Origin of the sequence: Leucobacter sp. L43 (genome assembly GCF_016597785.1) — a bacterium.
GTDB lineage: Bacteria > Actinomycetota > Actinomycetes > Actinomycetales > Microbacteriaceae > Leucobacter > Leucobacter alluvii.
The window spans coordinates 180,667-202,192 of sequence record NZ_JAENJG010000002.1 but is presented as its reverse complement, the minus strand read 5'-3'; the positions used below and the strand labels follow the sequence as shown (position 1 = coordinate 202,192).

The 21,526-nt window shown below is 68.7% G+C and carries 20 protein-coding genes; 16 read left to right on the top strand and 4 right to left on the bottom strand.

Features of this window, described 5'->3' with window-relative positions:
• Positions 1-15: 15 nt before the first annotated feature.
• The gene (locus JE033_RS10180) at positions 16-1,047 is read right to left on the bottom strand and encodes a 4-hydroxy-3-methylbut-2-enyl diphosphate reductase (RefSeq protein ID WP_200331899.1); all 1,032 of its coding nucleotides are present in this window, start codon (positions 1,045-1,047) and stop codon (positions 16-18) included.
• Positions 1,048-1,181: 134 nt separating this feature from the next.
• Here JE033_RS10180 and xseA point away from each other — a divergent pair, with 134 nt between their 5' ends.
• Positions 1,182-2,417, top strand: a complete 1,236-nt coding sequence (gene xseA / locus JE033_RS10175; protein ID WP_090150890.1) for an exodeoxyribonuclease VII large subunit — start codon at positions 1,182-1,184, stop codon at positions 2,415-2,417.
• A 51-nt stretch (positions 2,418-2,468) separates the two neighbouring features.
• Positions 2,469-2,990, top strand: coding sequence for an Lrp/AsnC family transcriptional regulator (locus tag JE033_RS10170; protein ID WP_090150895.1), 522 nt, complete (start codon positions 2,469-2,471; stop codon positions 2,988-2,990).
• A 57-nt stretch (positions 2,991-3,047) separates the two neighbouring features.
• On the opposite strand, the gene JE033_RS10165 is transcribed toward JE033_RS10170, so the two are convergent.
• A complete protein-coding gene (locus JE033_RS10165; RefSeq protein WP_200331377.1) occupies positions 3,048-4,181 on the bottom strand; it encodes a class II histone deacetylase in 1,134 nt (377 codons plus the stop codon).
• Positions 4,182-4,433: 252 nt separating this feature from the next.
• Here JE033_RS10165 and JE033_RS10160 point away from each other — a divergent pair, with 252 nt between their 5' ends.
• The 8 genes from JE033_RS10160 to JE033_RS10125 all read left to right on the top strand — a co-directional run bounded on the left by JE033_RS10160 (position 4,434) and on the right by JE033_RS10125 (position 12,044).
• Positions 4,434-5,420 (top strand): sugar ABC transporter substrate-binding protein, encoded by a 987-nt coding sequence (locus JE033_RS10160; RefSeq protein WP_090150901.1) that lies wholly within the window; start codon positions 4,434-4,436, stop codon positions 5,418-5,420.
• Between the two features lie 73 nt (positions 5,421-5,493).
• Positions 5,494-6,966, top strand: a complete 1,473-nt coding sequence (locus JE033_RS10155; protein ID WP_200331375.1) for an ATP-binding cassette domain-containing protein — start codon at positions 5,494-5,496, stop codon at positions 6,964-6,966.
• A gap of 11 nt (positions 6,967-6,977) precedes the next feature.
• A complete protein-coding gene (locus JE033_RS10150; protein WP_200331373.1) occupies positions 6,978-8,012 on the top strand; it encodes an ABC transporter permease in 1,035 nt (344 codons plus the stop codon).
• A 44-nt stretch (positions 8,013-8,056) separates the two neighbouring features.
• A complete protein-coding gene (locus tag JE033_RS10145; RefSeq protein WP_200331371.1) occupies positions 8,057-8,296 on the top strand; it encodes an exodeoxyribonuclease VII small subunit in 240 nt (79 codons plus the stop codon).
• A gap of 3 nt (positions 8,297-8,299) precedes the next feature.
• Positions 8,300-8,983 (top strand): DUF4245 family protein, encoded by a 684-nt coding sequence (locus JE033_RS10140; protein WP_200331369.1) that lies wholly within the window; start codon positions 8,300-8,302, stop codon positions 8,981-8,983.
• Positions 8,980-9,663, top strand: a complete 684-nt coding sequence (locus tag JE033_RS10135; protein WP_090150916.1) for a carbonic anhydrase — start codon at positions 8,980-8,982, stop codon at positions 9,661-9,663. Before JE033_RS10140 ends, JE033_RS10135 begins: the two co-directional genes overlap by 4 nt.
• Before the next feature lie 64 nt (positions 9,664-9,727).
• A complete protein-coding gene (locus JE033_RS10130) occupies positions 9,728-11,155 on the top strand; it encodes a class II fumarate hydratase (RefSeq protein WP_336662483.1) in 1,428 nt (475 codons plus the stop codon).
• Positions 11,156-11,285: 130 nt separating this feature from the next.
• A complete protein-coding gene (locus JE033_RS10125) occupies positions 11,286-12,044 on the top strand; it encodes an SGNH/GDSL hydrolase family protein (RefSeq protein ID WP_234037427.1) in 759 nt (252 codons plus the stop codon).
• A 48-nt stretch (positions 12,045-12,092) separates the two neighbouring features.
• Here the strand turns inward: JE033_RS10125 and JE033_RS10120 are convergent, their stop codons facing one another.
• The gene (locus JE033_RS10120; RefSeq protein ID WP_234037467.1) at positions 12,093-13,400 is read right to left on the bottom strand and encodes a PhoH family protein; all 1,308 of its coding nucleotides are present in this window, start codon (positions 13,398-13,400) and stop codon (positions 12,093-12,095) included.
• A gap of 470 nt (positions 13,401-13,870) precedes the next feature.
• On the opposite strand from JE033_RS10120, the gene mtnA reads away from it, so the two are divergent.
• The 6 genes from mtnA to JE033_RS10090 all read left to right on the top strand — a co-directional run bounded on the left by mtnA (position 13,871) and on the right by JE033_RS10090 (position 20,373).
• On the top strand, positions 13,871-14,914 hold the full coding sequence (mtnA, locus tag JE033_RS10115; protein WP_200331365.1) for an S-methyl-5-thioribose-1-phosphate isomerase: 1,044 nt from the start codon (positions 13,871-13,873) through the stop codon (positions 14,912-14,914).
• A gap of 35 nt (positions 14,915-14,949) precedes the next feature.
• Complete coding sequence (locus tag JE033_RS10110) at positions 14,950-16,002, top strand: BMP family ABC transporter substrate-binding protein (protein ID WP_090150926.1); 1,053 nt, start codon at positions 14,950-14,952, stop codon at positions 16,000-16,002.
• Between the two features lie 123 nt (positions 16,003-16,125).
• Entirely contained in the window at positions 16,126-17,727 is a 1,602-nt protein-coding gene (locus JE033_RS10105; RefSeq protein WP_200331363.1) for an ABC transporter ATP-binding protein, read from the top strand.
• The gene (locus JE033_RS10100) at positions 17,724-18,950 is read left to right on the top strand and encodes an ABC transporter permease (protein WP_200331361.1); all 1,227 of its coding nucleotides are present in this window, start codon (positions 17,724-17,726) and stop codon (positions 18,948-18,950) included. The genes JE033_RS10105 and JE033_RS10100 overlap by 4 nt, the downstream gene beginning before the upstream one ends.
• On the top strand, positions 18,947-19,861 hold the full coding sequence (locus tag JE033_RS10095; RefSeq protein ID WP_090150938.1) for an ABC transporter permease: 915 nt from the start codon (positions 18,947-18,949) through the stop codon (positions 19,859-19,861). Before JE033_RS10100 ends, JE033_RS10095 begins: the two co-directional genes overlap by 4 nt.
• Positions 19,858-20,373, top strand: coding sequence for a cupin domain-containing protein (locus tag JE033_RS10090; RefSeq protein ID WP_200331359.1), 516 nt, complete (start codon positions 19,858-19,860; stop codon positions 20,371-20,373). Before JE033_RS10095 ends, JE033_RS10090 begins: the two co-directional genes overlap by 4 nt.
• On the opposite strand, the gene JE033_RS14940 is transcribed toward JE033_RS10090, so the two are convergent.
• Entirely contained in the window at positions 20,313-21,410 is a 1,098-nt protein-coding gene (locus JE033_RS14940; RefSeq protein WP_370567945.1) for a lysostaphin resistance A-like protein, read from the bottom strand. The genes JE033_RS10090 and JE033_RS14940 overlap by 61 nt on opposite strands.
• Positions 21,411-21,526 lie beyond the last annotated feature (116 nt).

Below are 21,526 nucleotides of genomic sequence, written 5' to 3'. Positions count from 1 at the left end.
CTCCCGCAGTCGTGCTCAGCGCACGCGTCCGCCGAGCGCGCGGGCATCGCGGTTGCCCGCCGCGTCCTGGCGCAGCTCCTTGGGAAGCGAGAACACGAGGTCCTCCTCCGCGGTCACGGCGGCTTCGACGTCGCGGTATCCCGCATCGGCGAGGTCGTCGAGCAGCTCCTGCACGAGCACCTCCGGCACCGATGCGCCGCTCGTCACACCGACGGTCCGCACCCCGTCGAGCCATTCCTGGCGCACCTCGCTCGCGAAGTCCACGCGGTACGCGGCGCGCGCGCCGTATTCCAGCGCCACCTCTTTGAGCCGCACTGAATTCGACGAGTTCTCCGACCCGACGACGAGCACGAGGTCCGCCTGAGGCGCGATCTGCTTGACCGCGACCTGACGGTTCTGCGTCGCATAACAGATGTCATCGCTCGGCGGGTCCTGCAGGTTCGGGAATCGTTCGCGCAGGCGGCGTACCGTCTCCATCGTCTCGTCCACCGAGAGCGTCGTCTGCGAGAGCCATACGAGCCGATCGGGATCCCGCACCTCGAGCGCGTCGACGTCGTCGGGCGAGTTCACGATCGTGATGCGGTCGGGCGCCTCTCCCGCCGTGCCCTCGACCTCCTCGTGGCCGTCGTGGCCGATGAGCAGGATCTCGAGATCCTGCTTCGCGAAGCGCACCGCCTCGCGGTGCACTTTCGTCACCAGCGGGCAGGTGGCGTCGATCGCGTGCAGACCACGGTCGGCAGCCTCGTTCACCACTGCAGGAGAGACGCCGTGCGCGGAGAAGACGACGTGCGCTCCCTCCGGCACCTCGTCCACTTCCTCGACGAAGACGGCGCCCATCTTCTCGAGCGTGTTCACCACGTGCACGTTGTGCACGATCTGCTTGCGCACGTAGACGGGCGCCCCGTAGCGCACGAGGGCCTTCTCGACCGCCACGACCGCGCGATCCACCCCGGCGCAGTATCCGCGCGGCGCCGCGAGAATGACCTTCTTCTCGCCCAGCACGGGCCGATCGCGCAACCGCCCGGCCTGCCGACGCATGCGCGGCATCGCGAGCGTCACCACGGGCGCCCCGATCGTGCGCTGGTCTCGCACCTGGGTGTCGTTCATGAGGCAGATTCTACCGCCGCCGCCTGCGCGTCTCCGCCGGGGAGGCGGCCGGCGCCGACAACTAGGCTGGTGCCATGGCAGATGCACCCTCCACCGGTCCCGCGACGAGGGAGGCCCCCTGGCCCGTCGCAGAGATGAGCGAGAAGATCGCCGCGTGGATCGACCGGCTCGGCCAGGTCTGGATCGAGGGGGAGATCACGCAGTGGCAGCTGCGCGGCGGTCACGTGTACGGCAAGCTGCGCGACCTCCACCAGGATGCGACGATCAGTTTCACCGTCTGGCGCTCGGTCGCGCAGCGCTTGTCGAGCGAGTTCTCGCCCGGCGACCGGGTCGTCGCCCTCGTGAAGCCGAATTTCTGGGTCAAGGGCGGCTCGCTCACGGTGCAGGTCTTCGACATCTCGCACGTCGGCATCGGCGAGCTCCTCGAACGGCTCGAGCGTCTGCGCCGGCAGCTGCAGGCCGAGGGCCTGTTCGACGCCGACCGCAAGCGCCGCCTCCCGTTCCTCCCCGGCCGCATCGGGCTGGTGACCGGGCGCGATTCCGACGCGGAGAAAGATGTGATCCGCAACGCGACGCTCCGCTGGCCGGGCGTGCAGTTCACGATCCACTACGCCGCAGTCCAGGGGGATCGCGCGGCCGGCGAGGTCACCGCAGGCATCGAGGCGCTCGACCGGGATCCCGAGATCGAAGTGATCGTCGTCGCTCGCGGCGGCGGCGACTTCCAGAATCTGCTGCCGTTCAGCGACGAGCGCGTGATCCGTGCGGCGAGCGCGGCGACGACCCCGATCGTGAGTGCCATCGGCCACGAGGCGGATCGCCCGTTGCTCGACGAGGTCGCCGATCTGCGCGCATCGACGCCGACGGATGCTGCGAAGCGGATCGTGCCCGACGTCGGCGAGGAGCTCGCCGGCCTCGATCAGGCCCGCGCCCGCCTCACCACGCGGCTCGGGCAGCTGCTCGCGCACGAGACGGATCGCATTGCGCAGTTGCGCGGCCGTCCCGTTCTCGCGGCGCCCGACCGCTTGATCGACGAGCGCGCCGAGGAGCTCGTCCGGTGGATCGCTCGCGGCACGGAACTCGCCGACCGCGCGATCGAGGACCGCTCGCGCTCGCTCGCCGACGTGCGCGGACGACTCGCCGCGCTCTCTCCTCGGGCGACGCTCGAGCGCGGTTACGCGATCGCGCAGGTCATCGACGACTCGGGGGCTGCCGGGTCCGTGCTCCGCGACCCCGCGGAAGCGGTCGCTGGCGCTCCGATCAGACTCTCGCTCGCCGGTGGCGCCCTCGACGTCGAGGCGATGGAGCGCTAGGAGCACCAGGAGCACGATCCCCGCCAGCCTCAGCGTGCGATACTGCATGTCATGGCGAAAGCGCGCAAGCCCGGGACCGACGATGGAGCCCACTCGGCCGAGCCCCACGAGCCGTTCGGAGTGCTCGACGAGCTCGACGAACAGCTCATCGTGCTGCTCGAGCGCGACGGCCGGATGAGCTACTCCGACCTCGCGAACGAGGTGGGGCTCACGCCGGGCGGCGCTCGCGCCCGCGTGAAGCGGCTGCAGGAGCGCGGAGTCGTGCGCGTGATCGGAGTGACGAGCCCGAATGCAGTCGGGCTCAGCAGTATCGCGAGCCTGCAGATCGAGGTGTCGGGCGACATCGACGCCGTAGCCGATCGCATCGCGGCCTTCGAGGGCGTTCGCTACGTCGTGCTCGGCTCCGGCAGGTTCAGCATCCTCGTCGAGGTCTACGCGACGTCGCCCGGCGAGCTCTTCACGCTCATCAACCGGCAGATCCGGGAGATCCGCGGGGTATCGCACATCGAGACGTTCCTCTACGACTCGGTGCACACCCATCGCCCGATCTTCCCGCTGCGGAACGGGCGCTGAGGCCGACCGGATTGATCGCCGGTGCGCGAATCGATCCGGCCGAAGGCGCCGGCCCGGTCAGTCGGCCTCTCGATCGACCACGAGTCCAAGCGCGCGCGCGAGTGACGCGGACTGTTCGATCACGGCTGTCTGCCAGTCTGCGAGTGCACGGGTCGGCGATCCCCCCACCGAGAGCGCGAACGGATCCTCGACGCCCGTGCGCACACCGCTCAGCACTTCGAGCACCGCGATGCCGCAGAACGGGACGTGCACTGCCGAGTAGCCGCCCTCGTGGGAGAAGACGATCCTCCCGCCGCACGCCTCATCGGCGATCGCGAGCAACCGCTCGGCGATCCCGCGGAAGCCTTCCGAGGTCACGCTCATGCGCCCGAGGGGGTCGAACGCCGACGGGTCGAATCCGCTCGATACGAGGATGAGATCGGGCTGGAACGCGATGATCGCCGGTCGGGCGACCTCGTCGACGACCGACCAGTAGGCGCCGTCGCCGGAACCCGCCGGCAGCGGCACATTGATGTTCGTTCCCGCGCCAGCGCCAGCGCCCTGCTCGTCGACCAGTCCGCTGTCGACCGGGAACAGGCGATCCTGATGCACCGAGATCGTGAGCACATTCGGATCATCCCAGTAGATCTTCTGCGCACCGTTGCCGTGATGCACGTCGTAGTCGAAGATCGCCACCCGCTGCACCTTCCCCGCGGCCCGCAGCGCCTCGATGGCCACCGGCACGTTCGCGAACAGGCAGTATCCCCGCCCCTGGTCCGGTTCCGCATGATGGCCGGGAGGGCGCACCAGCGCGTACGCGTTGTCGACGACGCCGTCGAGCACCGCCTCCGCCGCGACCAGCGTGCCGCCTGCCGCGAGGCGCGCCAGATCGTACCCTCCGCGACCGAACGGGGATAACCCGTCGCCGGCGTCTCCCCCGGCCTGCTCGGATTGCGTTCGGATGCGCTCCACGTGCTCCGGAGTGTGCACGCGCAGCAGATCCGCCGCATCGACTTCGCGCGCAGGGATCCGCACGAGCGATTCCAACAGGCCCGACACCTCGACGAGGCCGGCGAACCGAGCCTTCGACTCCGGGCTCTCGAAGTTCTGGTAAGGCTGCACGTATCCCCCGGAGGGGTAGATGCCGGCGTGCGTGCCGGTGTCGTGCCATGCGTATCGTTCGTGCCAGACGTATCCGGTCCTGCGCTCCATTGCGGTTGTCCTTCCAGCTTCGCTCGGCGATCCGCGCCCGATGGCGCTGCGTCCCGATGGCCCCCACCATAGCCTCAAGAATTCACGATCCACAAACAAATGCACCATTTGAATGTCGAAACATAAATGAAACACTCTTCCCGTTGACTTTAGGGATTCAAACGTGTTGTCATAGTGACGCTGCGGGCCAGGGTCGGCTCGACAACGGAGGGCGCCGGTGCCCTCCGAGCACCCCGACGAAGGAGTCAACTCATGAAACGCACCCGTGCACTATCCGGCGGCGTCGCACTCGCGGCTGCCGCAGCGCTCGCACTGAGCGGATGCACTTCAGACAGCACCGGAGGCGACGCGTCATCCGGGTCCGAGGCGAAGGGCGCCGTCGCGATGAGCTTCGCCGGTCTCGACATCCAGATCTGGAACGACATGCTCCCCTTCATGGAGACGATCGTGACCGACGCCGGCTACGAATTCGTGACCGACGACCCCAAGTGGAATGCCCAGACACAGGTGCAGGATTGGGAGTCGTGGCTCGTCCGAGGCGACATCAAGGCGATCATGGGGTACCCCGTGCAGTCGGACGCGATGGTCGCAGTCACGACGCAGGCGACCGACGCCGGCATCCCGATCCTCGGCTACGGCAGCACGTGGGATGGCGTGACGGCGGCCGTCACCCTCGATCACGAGGCCGATGGCAAGAAGGCCGGCGAGAAGGCCGCTGAATGGATCGCGGAGACCTACGGCGACGAGAAAGTCGACGTCGCCTTCCTCGGCTGGCCCGACACCGATCTCGGGCGGCTCCGCGGCCAGGGCATGCTCGACGCCCTCGACGCGGCCGATCTCAATCTCGACATCACCGAGCACAAGGTACTGAGCCTCGACGACGGGTACGCCGCCGTGCAGAATCAGCTCAACGCGGCCCCCGACACGAAGGTCTGGCTCGCCATCGCCAACGACCCGGCGCTCGGGGCCTACCAGGCGCTCACCGACTCGGGGGTCTCGCCCACCGACGACAGCATGCTCCTGCTCAACCTCGATGCGACGGACGCCGAACTCGAGGTCATCATGGAGCCGGATTCGTTCTGGCGGTACGCGTACATCGCCCCGGCACGACAGCTCGCCGAAGCGAACGCGCAGATGCTCGTCGACGCGGCGGAGGGCGAACCCGTGGAGGATCAGTCCGTTCCGGTCACGGAGGTCACGAGCGAGAACGCAGAGGACTTCCTGCTCGCGAACCAGTAGTACTCCCATCGGGGCGCCCAGAGGCCGAGGTGCGCCCCGATGACCCCGTAGCGTGCGACGAGAGGACCCCCGCATGGTCGACCATCAGTATCGGCTCGAGTACACCGGCGTGACCGTCGACTTCGGTGCGACACGCGCACTCGAAGACATCACGTTCGCGATCGCCCCCGGCGAGATCGTCGGACTGCTCGGCCACAACGGCGCTGGCAAGAGCACGCTCTTCAACGTGACCACGGGCGTGATCGATGCGAGCAGCGGAGCGTTCAGCATCGACGGCGCACGCATCGACAAGCGGCTGACCCCGCGCGAGGCCGCCCAGCACGGAGTGACCGTCATCCATCAGGAACCTGCGCTCGCCCCGAACATGTCGGTGCTCGAGAACCTCTTTCTCGCACGCAGAGCTCCCCGGGTCGCGGAGCGGCGGGCCCAGGCACGCCAGGCGCTCGCGGCCGTCGGGGCCGACATTCCGCTCGAGATCCCGGTCGAAGCGCTCGGACTCGGTGAACGGCAGCTCGTGGATATCGCACGCGGCATGCTCTCGGGCGAGATGAAGGTGCTCCTGCTCGACGAGCCAACCGCAGCGCTCGGCCGGGCCGAGACCGATGCGCTGCACGACCTCATCAGAGGCTTCGCGCAGCGCGGCATCGCCGTCGTCTACGTCTCGCATCGCCTGCCAGACATCATGGAGGTGTGCACGCGCATCGTGGTGCTTCGCGGCGGGCGTCTCGTCGTGGACGGACCGTCGAGCGACTTCACGCCGGCGAAGCTCGCGGATGCGCTCGTTCCCGACTTGCGCTCGCTCGATTTCACCCACGTCGCACCCGGCGACGAGGTCGTCGCGATCGACACTCCGGGCGGAGCCGTTCGCGCACGCGCCGGGGAGGTCGTCGGCCTGTTCGGCATGGCCGGCGGCGAGCAGTTCGACATCGCGGCGCAGCTCGCGGGGGCGGCCAAGACTCCGCAGCCCTACACGCTGGGCGGGGCGCCCGTGCGCTTCGCCTCACCGGCGCAAGCCATCAAGCGCGGCGTCTTCTTCGTCCCACCCGATCGCGACACCGAAGGACTCATCGCCTCTGAAACCGCGCTCGACAACGTCATGCTCCCGTGGCACTCGGCAGGCGCGGCTCGTGGATGGTGGGTATCGGCGAAATCGGGTGCTGAGGTCTATGAGCGCGCCCGCAGCGCCCTCGACATCCGCGGCCCCTCGGCCGATGCCGAGATCTCGCAGTTCTCAGGCGGCAACCGGCAGAAGCATCTGCTCGCTCGGTGGCTGTACCCCGCCCAACCCGCGCTGCTGATCCTCTCGCAGCCCACGCAGGGCGTCGATGTCGGCGCGAAGCTCGACATCGTCGAAGCGACGCGAGCCGCCGCCGCCCGCGGCGCAGCAGTCCTCGTGGCGTCGAGCGAGTCCGACGAGATCGCGAGCCTCTGCGACCGCGCCTACACGATGCTGGGCGATCGGCTCGTCGACGTCCCACGATCAAGCACCTTCAACGAAGACCTCCTGACCTCGCTCCTCGCCATCGCCGAGCCGACCCGCGCCTGAACGGACCCCTCATGAACGCCGAACGCCTCAAGATCTTCGCCGCGAAGAACGGCATCTTCCTCGCTCTCATCGTGCTCGTCGCCGTCTTCTCCATCCTCCGCCCCAACTTCTTCACCTTCGCCAACGGGCAGAGCATCCTGCTGCAGGCAGCGGAACTCGGATTGATCGCGATTCCCGCCGCATTCCTCATCATGTCGGGCACCATCGATCTCTCGGTCGGCTCGGTCGCCTCGGCATCCGCGATCACCGGTGGCCTCGCGATGAGCGCGACCGGTTCGACACTGCTCGGCTTCATCGCCGCCGTGGCCACCGGAGTCGCCGCCGGGGCGCTCAACGGGTTCTTGATCGCCTACCTGCGGCTCAACTCCTTCGTCGTCACGCTCGGCGCTCTCAGCGTCTGGGGCGGGCTCGCACTCCTGCTCTCCGATGGGCGCACCATTCCGCGCGCAGAGCTCCCCGAGGCGTTTCGCAGCATCGGCACGTTGAAGGTGGGCCCGATCCCCATTCAGATCATCGCGCTCGTCGCGGTCATCGCGCTCGGATGGTACGTGCTCAACCACACGACCTTCGGCAAGTCGGTCAAGGCGATCGGCGGGAACGAGCGCGCCGCGCGCCTCATGGGCGTCAACGTGCCGCGCTCCCGCTTCCTCCTCTTCGTCGCGACCGGGGCCTTCGCCGCACTCGCCGGCCTGTTCCTCTCGGCCAAGGTGCAGTCGGCGAACCCGAACATCGGATCGGGCCTGGAGCTCGAGGTGCTCACCGTCGTGCTGCTCGGCGGGGTCGCCTTCGAGGGCGGGGTCGGCCGCATCAGCGGCGTCGTCGCGGGTCTCCTCTTCTTCCGCGTGCTGCGCGCCGGTCTGGTGTTCATGCAGGCGTCGCCGTTCCTGCAGACGATCCTCGTCGGCGCCACCCTGATCATCGCGGTGGCCCTCGACAGCTCCATCCAGCGCATGATCCGATCGTCCTGGGCGAAGCTCGGCAAGCGCGCCGTCGCCCAGGATCCGGCGGACGGCGCTGAGCGCGAGGAGGCCCCGCCGCGACGCTGACTCCGTCGACATCGGTGTCAGGAGCGCCGGGTAGACTCGTACGCATGGCAGATACGGTGGTTCCGGATCCCGCCTCCCTCTCGTATGAGGAAGCGCGCGACGAGCTCATCCAGGTGGTCAGCCGCCTCGAACAGGGCGGAGCGACCCTCGAAGAATCGTTGCAGCTCTGGGAGCGCGGCGAGAGCTTGGCGGCGCGCTGCGAGGAATGGCTGCTCGGCGCGCGACAGCGACTCGAGGCGGCGCGGAAGAACGCGGGCGACGGATCCGTCGGAGGTGACGCGTAACCGATGGCGAAGCAGCACAAGACGCCAGCGGTGGTCGCCGAGCTCGGCCGACCCGAGACCCCTGCCGAGACCGCATCGCGCAAGGCGAGGGACAGCCGGCTCTATCGGGAGCGCAAGACGGTCAACAACCTCGTCTTCTCATTGCTCGTGAGCCTCGGGCTGGTGCTCGTCATCTTCTTGATGGTGCCCCGCGGCACGGGCGGGTTCGCGGAACACGAGGTGAACGTCGCGTCGCTCGCGACCGAGGCGGCTCCGAGCGCGGGCCGAGAGCTCGCCGCTCCGCAGGTGCCCGAGGAGTGGAAGGCGAAGCAGGCCGAACTACGCGGCAGCGATGGCGTCACCGCCTGGCAGATCAACTACACCACGGTCGATGCGGAATCGGGCCGCGAGGCCTATGCCGCGGTGACGCAGGCGTTCACCCCGGACGGCGCCCCCGTCGAAGACGTCTGGATCGCGCAGCAGCTCGAACAGCAGGCTCCGACCGGCAACGAATCGCTCGGCGGCCTCGACTGGATCACCTACGATCACAGCGATCGGGATCCCGACAACTCCAATGTGCTCTTCGCGCTTCAGGCGCAGTGGGAGAACGACACCATTCTCGTCTACGGTACCGACGCACCGTCCACGCTTCGCGACCTGGCGACGGACATCGCCGAGTCGCTCTCCGAACCGAAGGGAACCGAATGACCGCCCCGAGAGTCACCCCGCAGCAGGCCTGGGACGCACTGGTCGCCGGCAACCGGCGCTTCATCGACGGCGGCCCTCAGCATCCCAGGCAAGACGTCGAGCGCCGCAACGAGCTCACGAACGGGCAGGTGCCAGACGCAGCGCTCTTCGGCTGCTCGGATTCCCGGCTCGCCGCCGAGATCATCTTCGACGCCGGCCTCGGCGATCTCTTCATCGCCCGGAACATGGGGCACGTGGTGGCGGAATCCATCACGGCTTCCATGGAGTACGCCGTCGCGAACCTCGGCGTCGCCGTGATCGTCGTACTCGCCCACGATTCGTGCGGCGCCGTCGCTGCGGCGATCGGTCAGATGGAGCAGGAGCCCACCGCTGTTCCCATCGCGGTGCAGAACACGCTCGCGCCGATCCTGCCCTCGGTGCAGGAGCTCTGGCTCCGCGAGCACCGCGACACCCCATACGTCGACGTCTCGGCCATCGACGCCGACGCCGTCGGCCGCGTGCACCTCGCCGCGACCGTCAACCAGCTGCTGCGCAGTTCGCGCATCATCAGCGATGCCGTGGCCGCTGGCCGGCTGGGCATCGTCGGCTGCCAGTATCAGTTGTCAGAGGGACGCGCAGTCGCCGTGAGCGCCGTCGGGCACCTCGACATCACCGCAGCAGAGCCGGTCGCCGCGGCGTGAGCCAGGCACGGGCCTCTCGAACTTCTCCGACCCACGAGCAGTATCCACGAAACGAAGGATGATTGTGACCGAAGATCGCAGCGCCGCCGGCGCCGAGACCGAGTACCGCATCGAGCACGACACCATGGGCGAGGTGCGGGTTCCCAAGGACGCCCTGTACGCCGCCCAGACGCAGCGCGCCGTCGACAACTTCCCGATCTCGGGCAAGGGCCTCGAGCCCGCGCAGATCGTCGCGCTCGCGCGCATCAAGCGCGCCGCCGCCATCGCGAACGGCGATCTCGGCATCCTCGACGCCTCGGTCGCTCAGGCCGTCGTCGCGGCGGCCGACGAGATCATCGCGGGCGATCACCACGACATGTTCCCGGTCGACACGTACCAGACGGGCTCCGGCACCTCCTCGAACATGAACATGAACGAGGTCCTCGCGACGCTCGCCACGCGCCACCTCGGCTCCCCCGTGCACCCGAACGACCACGTCAACGCCTCGCAGTCGTCGAACGACGTCTTCCCGACGTCCGTGCACATCGCGGTCACCGGAGCGCTCATCGAGCAGCTGAAGCCCGCGCTCGCGCACCTGGCCGAGGCGTTCGAAACGAAGGCCGAGCTGTGGAAGACGGCCGTGAAGTCGGGTCGCACCCACCTCATGGACGCGACGCCGGTGACCCTCGGACAGGAGTTCGGCGGATTCGCCGCCCAGATCCGCTACGGCATCGAGCGCATCGACGCTGCGCTCCCCCGCGTCGCCGAGGTGCCCCAGGGCGGCACGGCCGTCGGCACGGGCATCAACACGCCGCTCGGGTTCCCCGAGAAGGTCATCGCCGAGATCGCGCAGTCGAGCGGCCTGCCGATCACCGAAGCGCGCAACCACTTCGAAGCGCAGGCGAACCGCGACGGGCTCGTCGAGGCATCCGGAGCCCTGCGCACCATCGCCGTGTCGCTGACGAAGATCAACAACGACATCCGCTGGATGGGTTCGGGCCCCAACACGGGCCTCGCCGAACTGCACATCCCCGACCTGCAGCCGGGCTCGTCGATCATGCCGGGCAAGGTCAACCCGGTGATTCCCGAAGCCGTGCTCATGGTGTGCGCTCGGGTCATCGGCAACGACGCGACCATCGCGTGGGCCGGCGCATCCGGAGCATTCGAGCTCAACGTGCAGATCCCGGTCATGGGCACCGCGCTGCTCGAGTCGATCCGTCTCCTCTCGAACGCTTCGACGGTGCTCGCCGATAAGACGGTCGCCGGTCTGGAGGCCAACCTCGAGCGCGCCGCCGCCCTCGCCGGCATGAGCCCGTCGACCGTGACACCGCTCAACCGCCTCATCGGTTACGAAGCCGCCGCGAAGATCGCGAAGCACTCCGTCAAGAAGGGCATCACGGTGCGGGAGGCGGTCGTCGACCTCGGGTACGTCGAGCGCGGCGAGGTCTCGGAAGAGGCGCTCGACCAGGCGCTCGATCTGCTGTCGATGACCCACCCGGGCGTCGCGAAGTAGGTTCACCGCAGGCACCGCCGACGGGCCCGGGATCGCAGTGCGTCGATCCCGGGCCCGTCGCCGTTCGGTCGGGGCCGCCGCCGGCGCGAAGGAGATGCGCCGCGACAGCCGCCCTCGCTACGCTGAATCCATGATGCCTGCAGGAGTTCCACGCGACGGTGCGCGCGCCCTCGCCCGCTCGGGAGCCGCGTCAGCGGCTCGCCTGCTCGGGTGGCAGCGACTCTACGACCGCGTGAATCGCCCGCTGATGGAGCTCGCGGAGATGCAGCCGGTGACCGCCCAGTGGTGGCGGGAGCGGCGCAAGCAGAAGGGCGCCTTCAGATACCTCGCGCTCGGCGACTCGACCGCGCAGGGCATCGGAGCGTCGACACCCGGGCGCAGCTACGTCGGGCAGCTGATCGACCGGATCGAGGCCAGCACCGGCGAGCCCGTCAAAGTCGTCAATCTCGCGGTTTCGGGGGCCACGACGGCCCTGTGCCTGCGCGATCAGCTGCCGAAAGCGGAGAAGGTGCTCGCGTATGAGCCCGACCTCGTTACGATCGCGATCGGCGCGAACGACATCGCCGAGTGGGATGCGGTGCGCTTCCACCGGAACATGACGCAGATTCTCGGGGCGCTGCCCCGGCACACGATCGTGAGCGAGCTCCCCTGCTTCCATCTGCCGTGGAACGAGCGGAAGGTGCGGGTCGCGAACCGCATGATTCACGCCATCGCCGGCGATCTCGGCATGCGCGTCGTGCCGCTGCACCGGGCCACGCAGGAGCGCGGAGTGGCGGGCGTGCTCACCGAGTTCGCCGCGGACGCCTTCCACCCGAACGACCGCGGGTACGAGGTGTGGGCCGACACCTTCTGGCCGCTCGTCGAGGAGCGGATCGCCGCCGTCGGGTAGCGGCGGCAGACCGGCCGGGTCATCGCGCCCGGCCGGTCGCCTCATCGTCTACGGGGTGTCGAGCAGATCCGTGACGAGGGCCGCGATCTCGCTTCGCTCGGAGCGGGTCAGGGTCACGTGACCGAACAGGCGATGCCCCTTCAGCTTCTCGATGACCGCCGCGATTCCGTCGTACCGACCGACGCGCAGGTTGTCGCGCTGCGCCACATCGTGCGTGAGCACGACGCGCGAGTTCTGGCCGATGCGGCTGAGCATGGTCAGCAGCACGCCCCGCTCGAGCGACTGCGCCTCGTCCACGATCACGAAGGCATCGTGCAGCGAGCGCCCGCGGATGTGCGTGAGCGGCAGCACCTCGACGAGGTCGCGCGCCACCACCTCGTCGAGCACGTTCTGAGAGACGATCGAGCCGAGGGTGTCGAACACCGCCTGGGCCCAGGGGTTCATCTTCTCCTGGTGATCGCCGGGCAGGTAGCCGAGATCCTGGCCGCCCACGGCGTAGAGCGGTCGGAACACCATCACTTTGCGGTGCTGCCGTCGCTCGAGCACGGCTTCGAGCCCTGCGGCGAGCGCGAGCGCCGACTTGCCCGTGCCAGCACTGCCGCCCAGCGAGACGATGCCCACCTTCGGGTCCATCAGCAGGTCGATCGCGAGGCGCTGCTCAGCGCTGCGCCCCGTCACGCCGAACACCTCCCGGTCGCCGCGCACCACGTGCAGCGACCGGTCTCCGTCGATTCTTCCGAGCGCCGAACCGCGCGCCGAGGTGAGCACGAGCCCCGTGCCGAGCGGCAGGTCGGCGGCGGCCTCGACGTCGTCGAGCCGCTCGTCCTCCCACAGCACGCGCATCTGCTCCTCGTCGAGCGCGAACGATGCGATCCCCGTGTAGGCGTCGTCGCGAGCGAGCTCGGCGCGATACTCCTCCGATCCGAGCCCGAGCGCTGCGGCCTTCAATCGCATCGGCAGATCCTTCGAGATCACCGTGACGTCGAGACCGTCGGAGGCGAGGTTCTGCGCCACCGCGAGGATTCTCGTGTCGTTGTCGCCGAGGCGCATGCCGCTCGGCAGACCGTCGAGGCTCGTGTGGTTGAGCTCGACGCGCACGGTGCCCCCGGCGTCGCCCACCGGAACCGGGATGTCGAGCCGCAGGTGTTTGCCCCGCAGTTCGTCGAGGATGCGCAGCGCGCGCCGCGCGAAGTATCCGAGTTCGGGATCGTGCCGTTTCTTCTCCAGCTCCATCACGACGACGACTGGCAGCACCACCGAGTGCTCGGCGAAGCGGAACAGCGCCGCCGGGTCGCTCAGCAGGACGGACGTGTCGAGCACGTACGTGCGCAACTGCTGCAGGGTGTCGTCGGACAGCTCGGGGGAGCTCGGCGTCCGGAATGCCGACGAGCGGCCCGACGCGACGGGCTCCGCCTCGACGAGCGCCGGAACGGGGGTTGCGGGGTGTTGGATCTCAGCCACGATGGCTCCTCTGCACCGGGGCAGCGCCCCGACTCAGCGAGTTGGCCAGTGGCTTCGAGGTGGTGACCGACCGGCCTCCTCGATCGGGCACCCTGCCCGATGCGTCACACGCTACGCCGACGGAATCGCATCCCGCGATACGACACGCATATCGATCCGTGAACGATGCATGACCGGCTCGGCAACGGCTCGCATCCGCGCACTGAACCGCACCCGGTTGTGGAACCCCGACAGCAGGCTCGAAGGAGCGTCAGCGTCAGGTATTCTGAGAGCTGCGATACTGCAGCCCGGGGTGGGGGCGTCAGCACTCCCAGAGCAATCAGCGATTCCCTGCGGCGAAACTGTGACGGATAAAGGAGCACCGCTTGCGCACGATCGACTGGGTCAACGGAGCCATCGAACTCATCGATCAGACCCTGCTCCCCCAACGGGTCGAGGTGCACCGCGTCACGGAGCTGCCGCAACTGATCGACGACATCCAGCGGCTCGCGGTGCGAGGCGCCCCGGCACTCGGCGTGGCAGGCGCGTTCGGCGTCGCGCTCATCGCAGCGTCTGTGCAGGCGGAGCACGGCGATGACGAGCTCGACCGAGACGAGGTGCGTCGCCAGGCTGCGATTCTTCGCGAGGCCCGCCCCACCGCGGTGAATCTCTCGTGGGGCGTCGACCGCGCGCTGACCAAGCTCGACGCGGGCGCCGCCGCCATCCTCGACGAGGCCGTGCTCATCCGCGACGAGGACATCGCGGCCTGCATCTCGATGGGCCTGCGCGGCGCCGATCTCACGCGAGAGCTCGCGGCGAAGGATCGCGTGAGCGTGATGACCATCTGCAATACCGGCAGTCTCGCGACGGTCGAGCGCGGCACCGCGCTCGGCGTGATCGAGACGCTCTTCGAGCAGGGCTCCCTCATCGAGGCGCTCCCCCTCGAGACGCGCCCGCTGCTGCAGGGCGCGCGCCTCACCGCATGGGAGCTCGAACGCATGCAGGCGCCCTTCCGGCTCCTGATCGACTCCGCAGGCCCGTTCCTGCTCTCGCGCGGAATCGCGGACGCGGTCTTCATCGGCGCCGACCGCATCGCGGCCAACGGCGACACCGCCAACAAGGTGGGGTCGTTCTCGCTCGCGCTCGCCGCGCAGCACGCCGGAGTGCCCTTCATCGTCGTCGCGCCAGAATCCACGATCGACATGCGCACCGCGAGCGGAGCCGATATCGAGATCGAGGATCGCGGCGTCGACGAGGTCGTGGGGTTCGGCGGCACGCGCACCGCCCCCGCGGGCATCGATGCCGTGAACCCGGCCTTCGACGTGACCCCGCACGACCTCATCACGGCGATCGTCACCGAGCGCCGGGTGATCCTGCTCAGCCGCGGCGAGACGCTCGAAAGCGTGTCGCTCGAGTCGCTCCGTTCGTAAGCTCACCCCAACCCTCCCGTTCGAAAGGAACACCCATGTTCTTCACCCAGCGTCGCGTTCGCGCGGCTCTCGTCGCAGGCGCGGCATCCGCTGCACTGCTGCTCACGTCCTGCTCCGGCGGCGGCGGCACCTCGGATGAGGCGGCCAGCGACGGCCCCAGCTTCATCTACATCACGAGCGATCCGATCGGCCAGAACGAGTTCTTGAAGTCGGGCAAGGTCGGCATCGAATCGGTCGCCGAGACCTTCGAGGGCACCGCGAAGACCTTCGAATCGAAGGACGATGCGACGCGCCGTTCCAACCTGGAAGCCGCGATCGCCGAAGCTCCCGAGGTCGTCGTGATGCTCGGCTTCCAGTTCGGCGATGTCGCCAAGGAGCTCGCCGAGCAGAACCCGCAGCAGAACTTCATGCTCATCGACACGTTCGTCGAGGGCGCCCCCGACAACCTCTACCAGGCGACGTTCCGCGAGCAGGAGCCGTCGTACCTGCTCGGCATGGAAGCCGGGCTCCTCACCGAGGCGAACAAGGTCGGCTCGGTCATCTCGGTCGACAACGAACTGCTGAAGAAGTACTCCGACGGCTTCGCCGAAGGCGCCAAGAGCGTGAACGAGGATGTCGACACGGTGGCTCCGCAGGTCATCGGCGGCGACAACCCGTTCGCCGATCCGGCGCGCGGCAAGGAGCAGGCCCTCGCGTTCGCAGCGAGCGGCGTGGACGAGGTCTTCGCCGTCGGCGCTGCCTCGAACGGCGGCATCATGGAGGCCGCAGCTGAAAAGGGCTTCTCCGCCTACGGCGTCGACGCGAACCAGTGCCCGATCGCACCCGGGTCGGTCGTCGACGGCACGGTGAAGTCGGTCAACCGCGTCGTGGAGACCGTCGTCGGCGAGATCATGGACGGTAAGAGCTCGAAGGATGCGACGAGCTCCTTCGGCCTCAAGGAGGAGGGCATGACCATCGTCAGCCTCACCGAGGATGCCGCTGATTCGCAGTGCACGATCATGGAGCACCAGGATGTGCTCGATGAGGTGACCCAGGCGCGCGACGACATCGTCTCGGGCAAGATCAAGGTCACCGACCCGCTCGCATAACCCCCGGATCGCCGGTTGAGCCGAGCGCGCCGAAGTCGAGACCGTTTCGCAGTACCCTGGGTCTCGTCTTCCCGCGCTCGCTCAACCGGCGAGTTTCATGCACCACCAAGAAAAGGAACACGGATGGTCGCCGAAGTCTCGATGCGCGGGATCACCAAGCGCTTCCCCGGCGTACTCGCCGACGATCGCGTCGACTTCGAGGTCGAAGCCGGTGAGATCCACGCGCTCATGGGCGAGAACGGGGCGGGCAAGTCGATCTTGATGTCGCAGCTCGCCGGCGTCTATCAGCCCGATGAGGGCGAGATCTACATCAGGGGCGAGCGACGAGAATTCTCCTCACCCCTTGACGCCATCGATGCCGGCATCGGCATGGTGTTCCAGTCGTTCAAACTCTTCCCGTCGCTCACCATCGCGGAGAACGTCGTGTTCCGCAGCGAGCCGAAGAAGCGCGGGCTCATCGATCGCGCAGAGGCGAACCGCGCCGTTGCGGAGATCGCCGAGCGCTACGGCCTCTCGCTCGACCCCGCGGCGCGAGTGGATTCCGTGCCGGTCGGCGTGCTGCAGCGCGTCGAGATCGTGAAGGCGCTCTACCGCGAGGCTCGCGTGCTCATTCTCGACGAGCCGACCGCGGTACTCACCCCGCAAGAGACCGAGCGTCTCTTCGACGTGCTCCGGGCGCTCAAAGCCGATGGACGCACGATCATCCTCATCACCCACAAGCTCGGCGAGGTCATGGCCATCTCAGACCGCGTCACCGTGCTGCGAGACGGGCGCAACGTGGCGCAACTCGTCACGGCCGACAGTTCTCCCGATGAGATCACCCGCCACATGACCGGTCGCGATGTCAACCTCGCCACCCCGCCCCCCGCGCACGCACCGGGCGACGTGGTGCTCGATGTTCGCGGATTGACCGTGCCGGGGTCGGCCGGGCGCGACGCCGTCTCGGATGCCAGTGTGTTCGTGCGCCGCAACGAGGTCGTCGGCATCGCGGGCGTCGCGGGCAACGGCCAGGTCGAACTCGCCGAGGCGATCATCGGCATGCGCAAAGCCGACGAGGGCACCGTGTCGGTCGTGGGACGCGATCTCAGCGCCTCGTCGATCGCTCAGCGTCGCGACGGCGGAATCGCCTATATCCCGGAGGATCGCCATGCCGTCGGCAGTGCCGGCGGCGCCGACGCGATCGACAACCTCGCACTCGGCCATCATCGGCGCGCCCCCCTCCTGAAGCGAGGCCTGCTCTCGCGATCGGCCATGCTCGAGCACTCGAAACGGTTGATCAGCCGTTTCGGCGTCAAGATCGCCGGCCCGACGACGCGGGTCGGCACGCTCTCCGGCGGCAACCTCCAGAAGGTCGTGGTCGCTCGCGAGCTCGACTACGGCTCTCCGCTGCTCATCGCCGAGCAGCCGACGCGCGGCGTCGACATCGGAGCGATCGAATCGATTCACCGCGAGCTCTGCGAGTACCGCGACACGGGTGGCGCGCTGCTCCTGATCTCCGCCGAACTGAGCGAGATCATGTCGCTCTCGTCGCGCATCGTCGTGATGTTCGAGGGTCGAATCGTGGCCGAGGTACCGAAAGCCGAAGCGAGCGAGGCGCTGCTCGGCCTCTACATGGCAGGGCACGCACCCGAGGAGCGCCACCGACCCGGATCGTTCGACGCGCTGCGCGACCGCACCGACGACGCTCCACGCCCTGATGTCACCGAGAAGGGGACCGCACGATGAATGCCGCACGCACAGCGGGTCGCTGGCTCGCAGGCCCCATCCCGGTGTCGGTGGTGCTCGCCCTGCTCATCGGCGCCTGCTTCATGCTCATCGCAGGCGTCGATCCGATCAGCGGATACGTCGCGATGCTCCAGGGATCGTTCGGCACCGGTTCGGGACTCGCGAACACGCTCCAGCGCGCCGTTCCCATCATCGGTATCGGCATCGCGATCGCCGTCGCTTTCCGTGCCGGAGTGCTCAACCTCGGCACCGAGGGACAGGCCGGCCTGGGGGCGCTGACCGGCGGCATCGTCGCGGTCTACGTCCCCGGCCCGGCGATCCTCATCGTGCCGCTCGCCTTCATCGTCGCGATTGCGACCGGCGCGGCGTGGGGGCTCATCTCGGCGCTCCTCCAGAATCTGCTCGGGGTGCCGATCCTGCTCTCGACGCTGCTGCTGAACTACCCCGCTCGCTACTTCTCCTCGTGGCTGATCCGGTTCCAGCTGAACGACCCGAGCACGGACCTCGTCGCGACCCAGCAGCTGCGACCCGAGGTGCAGCTCGGCATGCTCGTGCCGAAGGATTCCTCCTTCGCCGAGACGCTGCGATCGACGTTCGGGCCCACGAGCCCGGTCACCGCGGTGCTCACCGGAGTCAACTGGTCGATCATCGTGCTCATCGTCGTGATCGCGGGCGCCGTCTTCGTGAATCGTCGCACCCGGTTCGGCTTCGAGTCGGGTCTCAGCGGCCAGAACGCGGAATTCGTGCGCTACGGAGGCGTGAAGCCGGGCCCGCTCGTCACGCGCACGATGGCGCTCTCCGGCGGCCTCGCCGGGCTCTTCGGCGTCATGCTCATCATCGGGGCCCCGAGCACCCGGCTCATCGAGGGGTACTTCGTGCAGACGAACTACGCCTTCACCGCGCTGCTCGTCACGCTGCTGGCCCTCTACCGGCCCATCGGCACGGCCATCGCCGGTCTGTTCTTCGCGGCGATCATGGTCGGCAGCGATGCGATGGGACGCGAACTCGGGCTCTCGCCGCAGATCGCCGCCGTGATTCAAGCGCTCGTCATCGTACTGCTCGCGTTCCGCGTGGCGCTTCCCCGGTTCCGCAGACGCGGCTCCGCTGACGGAGCATCCTCGGGGCCGCCGACGGCCGAGCCGCCGTTGAACGAGGCGGCGATCGCCGAACCGCATGCTCCGGTGCCCGGTGCCGGCACCGAGACGAAGGAGTCCGATCGATGAACGTCCTCGAACTCTTCGACCAGGACCTCATCGGGTCCGTCCTCCGGTCGCTCATCCCGATCCTGCTCGCCGCACTCGGCGGCATGATCGCCGAACGGGCCGGCATCTTCAACATCGGCCTCGAGGGCATGATCCTCGTCGGCGCATTCGCCGGTGTCGCGGCATCGTTCTTCACGCACAGTTGGCTGCTCGGAGTGATCGTCGCCATGATCGCCGGGGCGCTGTTCTCGCTCATCCTGGGGTACGGTGCGGTCTACCGCAAGGGCGACCCGATCGTTCTCGCGGTCGCCATGAACATCCTCGCCGTCGGCATGACGAGCTTCCTCCTCGTCGCGATCTTCGACGTGCAGGGCGTGTTCCAGGATCCGGGCATCGTCGGCATTCCCGTGTGGCGCATCCCCGTGCTCGCCGACATCCCCTGGATCGGCCAGCTCTTCGCGCTGACACCGCTCGGGTACCTCGCGCTGCTGCTGGTGCCGACGCTCTGGATCGTGCTCTTCCGCACCCCCCTCGGCCTCCGTCTGCGCGGCGTCGGTGAACGCCCGCTCGCCGCGGCCACCATGGGCGTCGACCCGCAGCGGTACCAGCTGGGTGCCGTCATCGTCTCCGGCGCGCTCGCCGGGCTCGGCGGAGCGCAGCTCGCCCTCGGAAATGTGGTGCAGTTCACCGAGAACATGTCGGCCGGTCGCGGATGGATCGCCGTGGTCGCCGTGATGCTGGCCCGCGCCCATCCCGTCGGAGTGCTCGGCGCCGCGCTGCTCTTCGGCTTCGCGGACGCCATCGGATTCCGCCTGCAGTCGTTCGGCCTGCCGCAGCAGTTGACCGACGCCGGCCCGTACGTCGTGACGCTCATTGTGCTCATCCTGCTCAGCAAGCGGTTCCGCAAGACCCGCGAAGCCGCGCTCGCGTGAACGCGTCGCCGGCGTCCCCCGCGCACCGCTCCGACACGCCTCCGCTCCCTGAGGAGGCGGCGCGCTGGGTCGAGCGCCTCTCGCTCGAACCGCTCGAGCACGAGGGCGGCCTCTTCCGCCGCATGCACCTCGACGACCACTCGAGCGCGATCTACTACCTGCTGGCCGACCCGGACTTCTCGGCGCTGCATGCTCTCGCTTCGGTCGAGGTGTACCACTGGTACGCCGGCGACCCGCTGCGAGTACTCCTCCTGCACCCCGACGGCCGCGCCGAGGAGCGGCTGCTGGGCCCTGACCCGGATGCCGGCCAGCTGCCCCAGCTCGTCGTGCCGGCCGGTGTCATGCAGGGCTCCTCATCGCTCGGAGCGTGGAGCCTGGTCGGCACGACGATGTCGCCCCCGTTCGCGTGGAACGGATTCGCACTCGGCGAGCGCGACGCGCTGCGCGCGCGCTACCCCGACGTTTCGGACCGCATCGTCGCGTTGACGCGCTCAGGGCCTGCAGCGTCATAGGTCGCGCCGCCCACTCCGCCTCCTCGTCGGGCGCGCGGGGCGAGCGGAGGCTGGTGATCCTCGCGGAACTGCCCCGTGGCGACGAGCACCGCCACCACGACCGCGATCACGATCCACCCCGATACCCCCAACGGCATGGCCAGCGCGGGATTGATCGGCGCATCTGCGGCCGCGAGCACCACGATCATGCCGGCAGAGGCGTTGAGCGCCCCGTGGCCGACCACTGCCGGCCATACCGACCCGCTGCGCAGTCGCGACCAGGCGAGCAGCGCGCCCCACGCCACGCAGCCTCCGGTCATGAGAGCGACGCCCCGCCAATCGGTGAGCCCGAAGTTGTACCCGAGCAGGATGAGGGGCGTGTGCCAGAGCCCCCAGATCACCCCGGTGATGAGGATCGCCGGCCAAGTGCCGAGCGGACGCAGCGCCGTGAGCAGCCATCCCCGCCATCCGATCTCCTCCCCGAACGCCAGCAGGCTGTTCGCGAGGCCGCCGATCGGCACGAGCAGCACCTGCAGAGCGACGAGCCATCCGAGCGGCGGCATGCTCTGCTGTGCGAGCTCGGCGGTCTCGGCGTCGAGCGAGGCGAACTGCGCGTCGAGGGTCGCCTGGAAACCGGAGAAGTTCACGAGGTCGAGGCGCGCCCAGCCGAACAGCACCGATACGCCGACGGCGGCCAGCACGACGATGAGCGGCGCGACGAGTGCTGCGACCGTGAACCAGACGACCCGGCGCGCCGGGCGCAGGGGCCACATGCCGAGAAAGCGGAGGCGCTCCCGTCGCGGCGCACGCATCACGAAGAGCGCCACCGCGGTTGCGATCGCCGGGGTGAACATCATCGCTGCCGCGAGGAGGCCGAACCACAGCGTGTATGCGTCGGCGTCGGTGCCCATGCGCCAGAGCGGCATCGCGATCAGCCAGGCGAGACCGAACGACAGCACCACGAACACGGCGACCGCCGCCCACGGCACCCGCTCGAGGCGGTCCGCCCGGTCTGAGCTCCCGACCCGGCCTGCCGTCGACGCCCTCACCCGTTTCACGTCCACCACGTGCTCCTTCCGTCCGCCAGTCACCCTAGCTCACGGGCGATCCGCGCGGCCACGACACCGGGAGGGGCAGGCAGGAGGGTGGATCGAGGCCGCGCCCGCCCGACCGA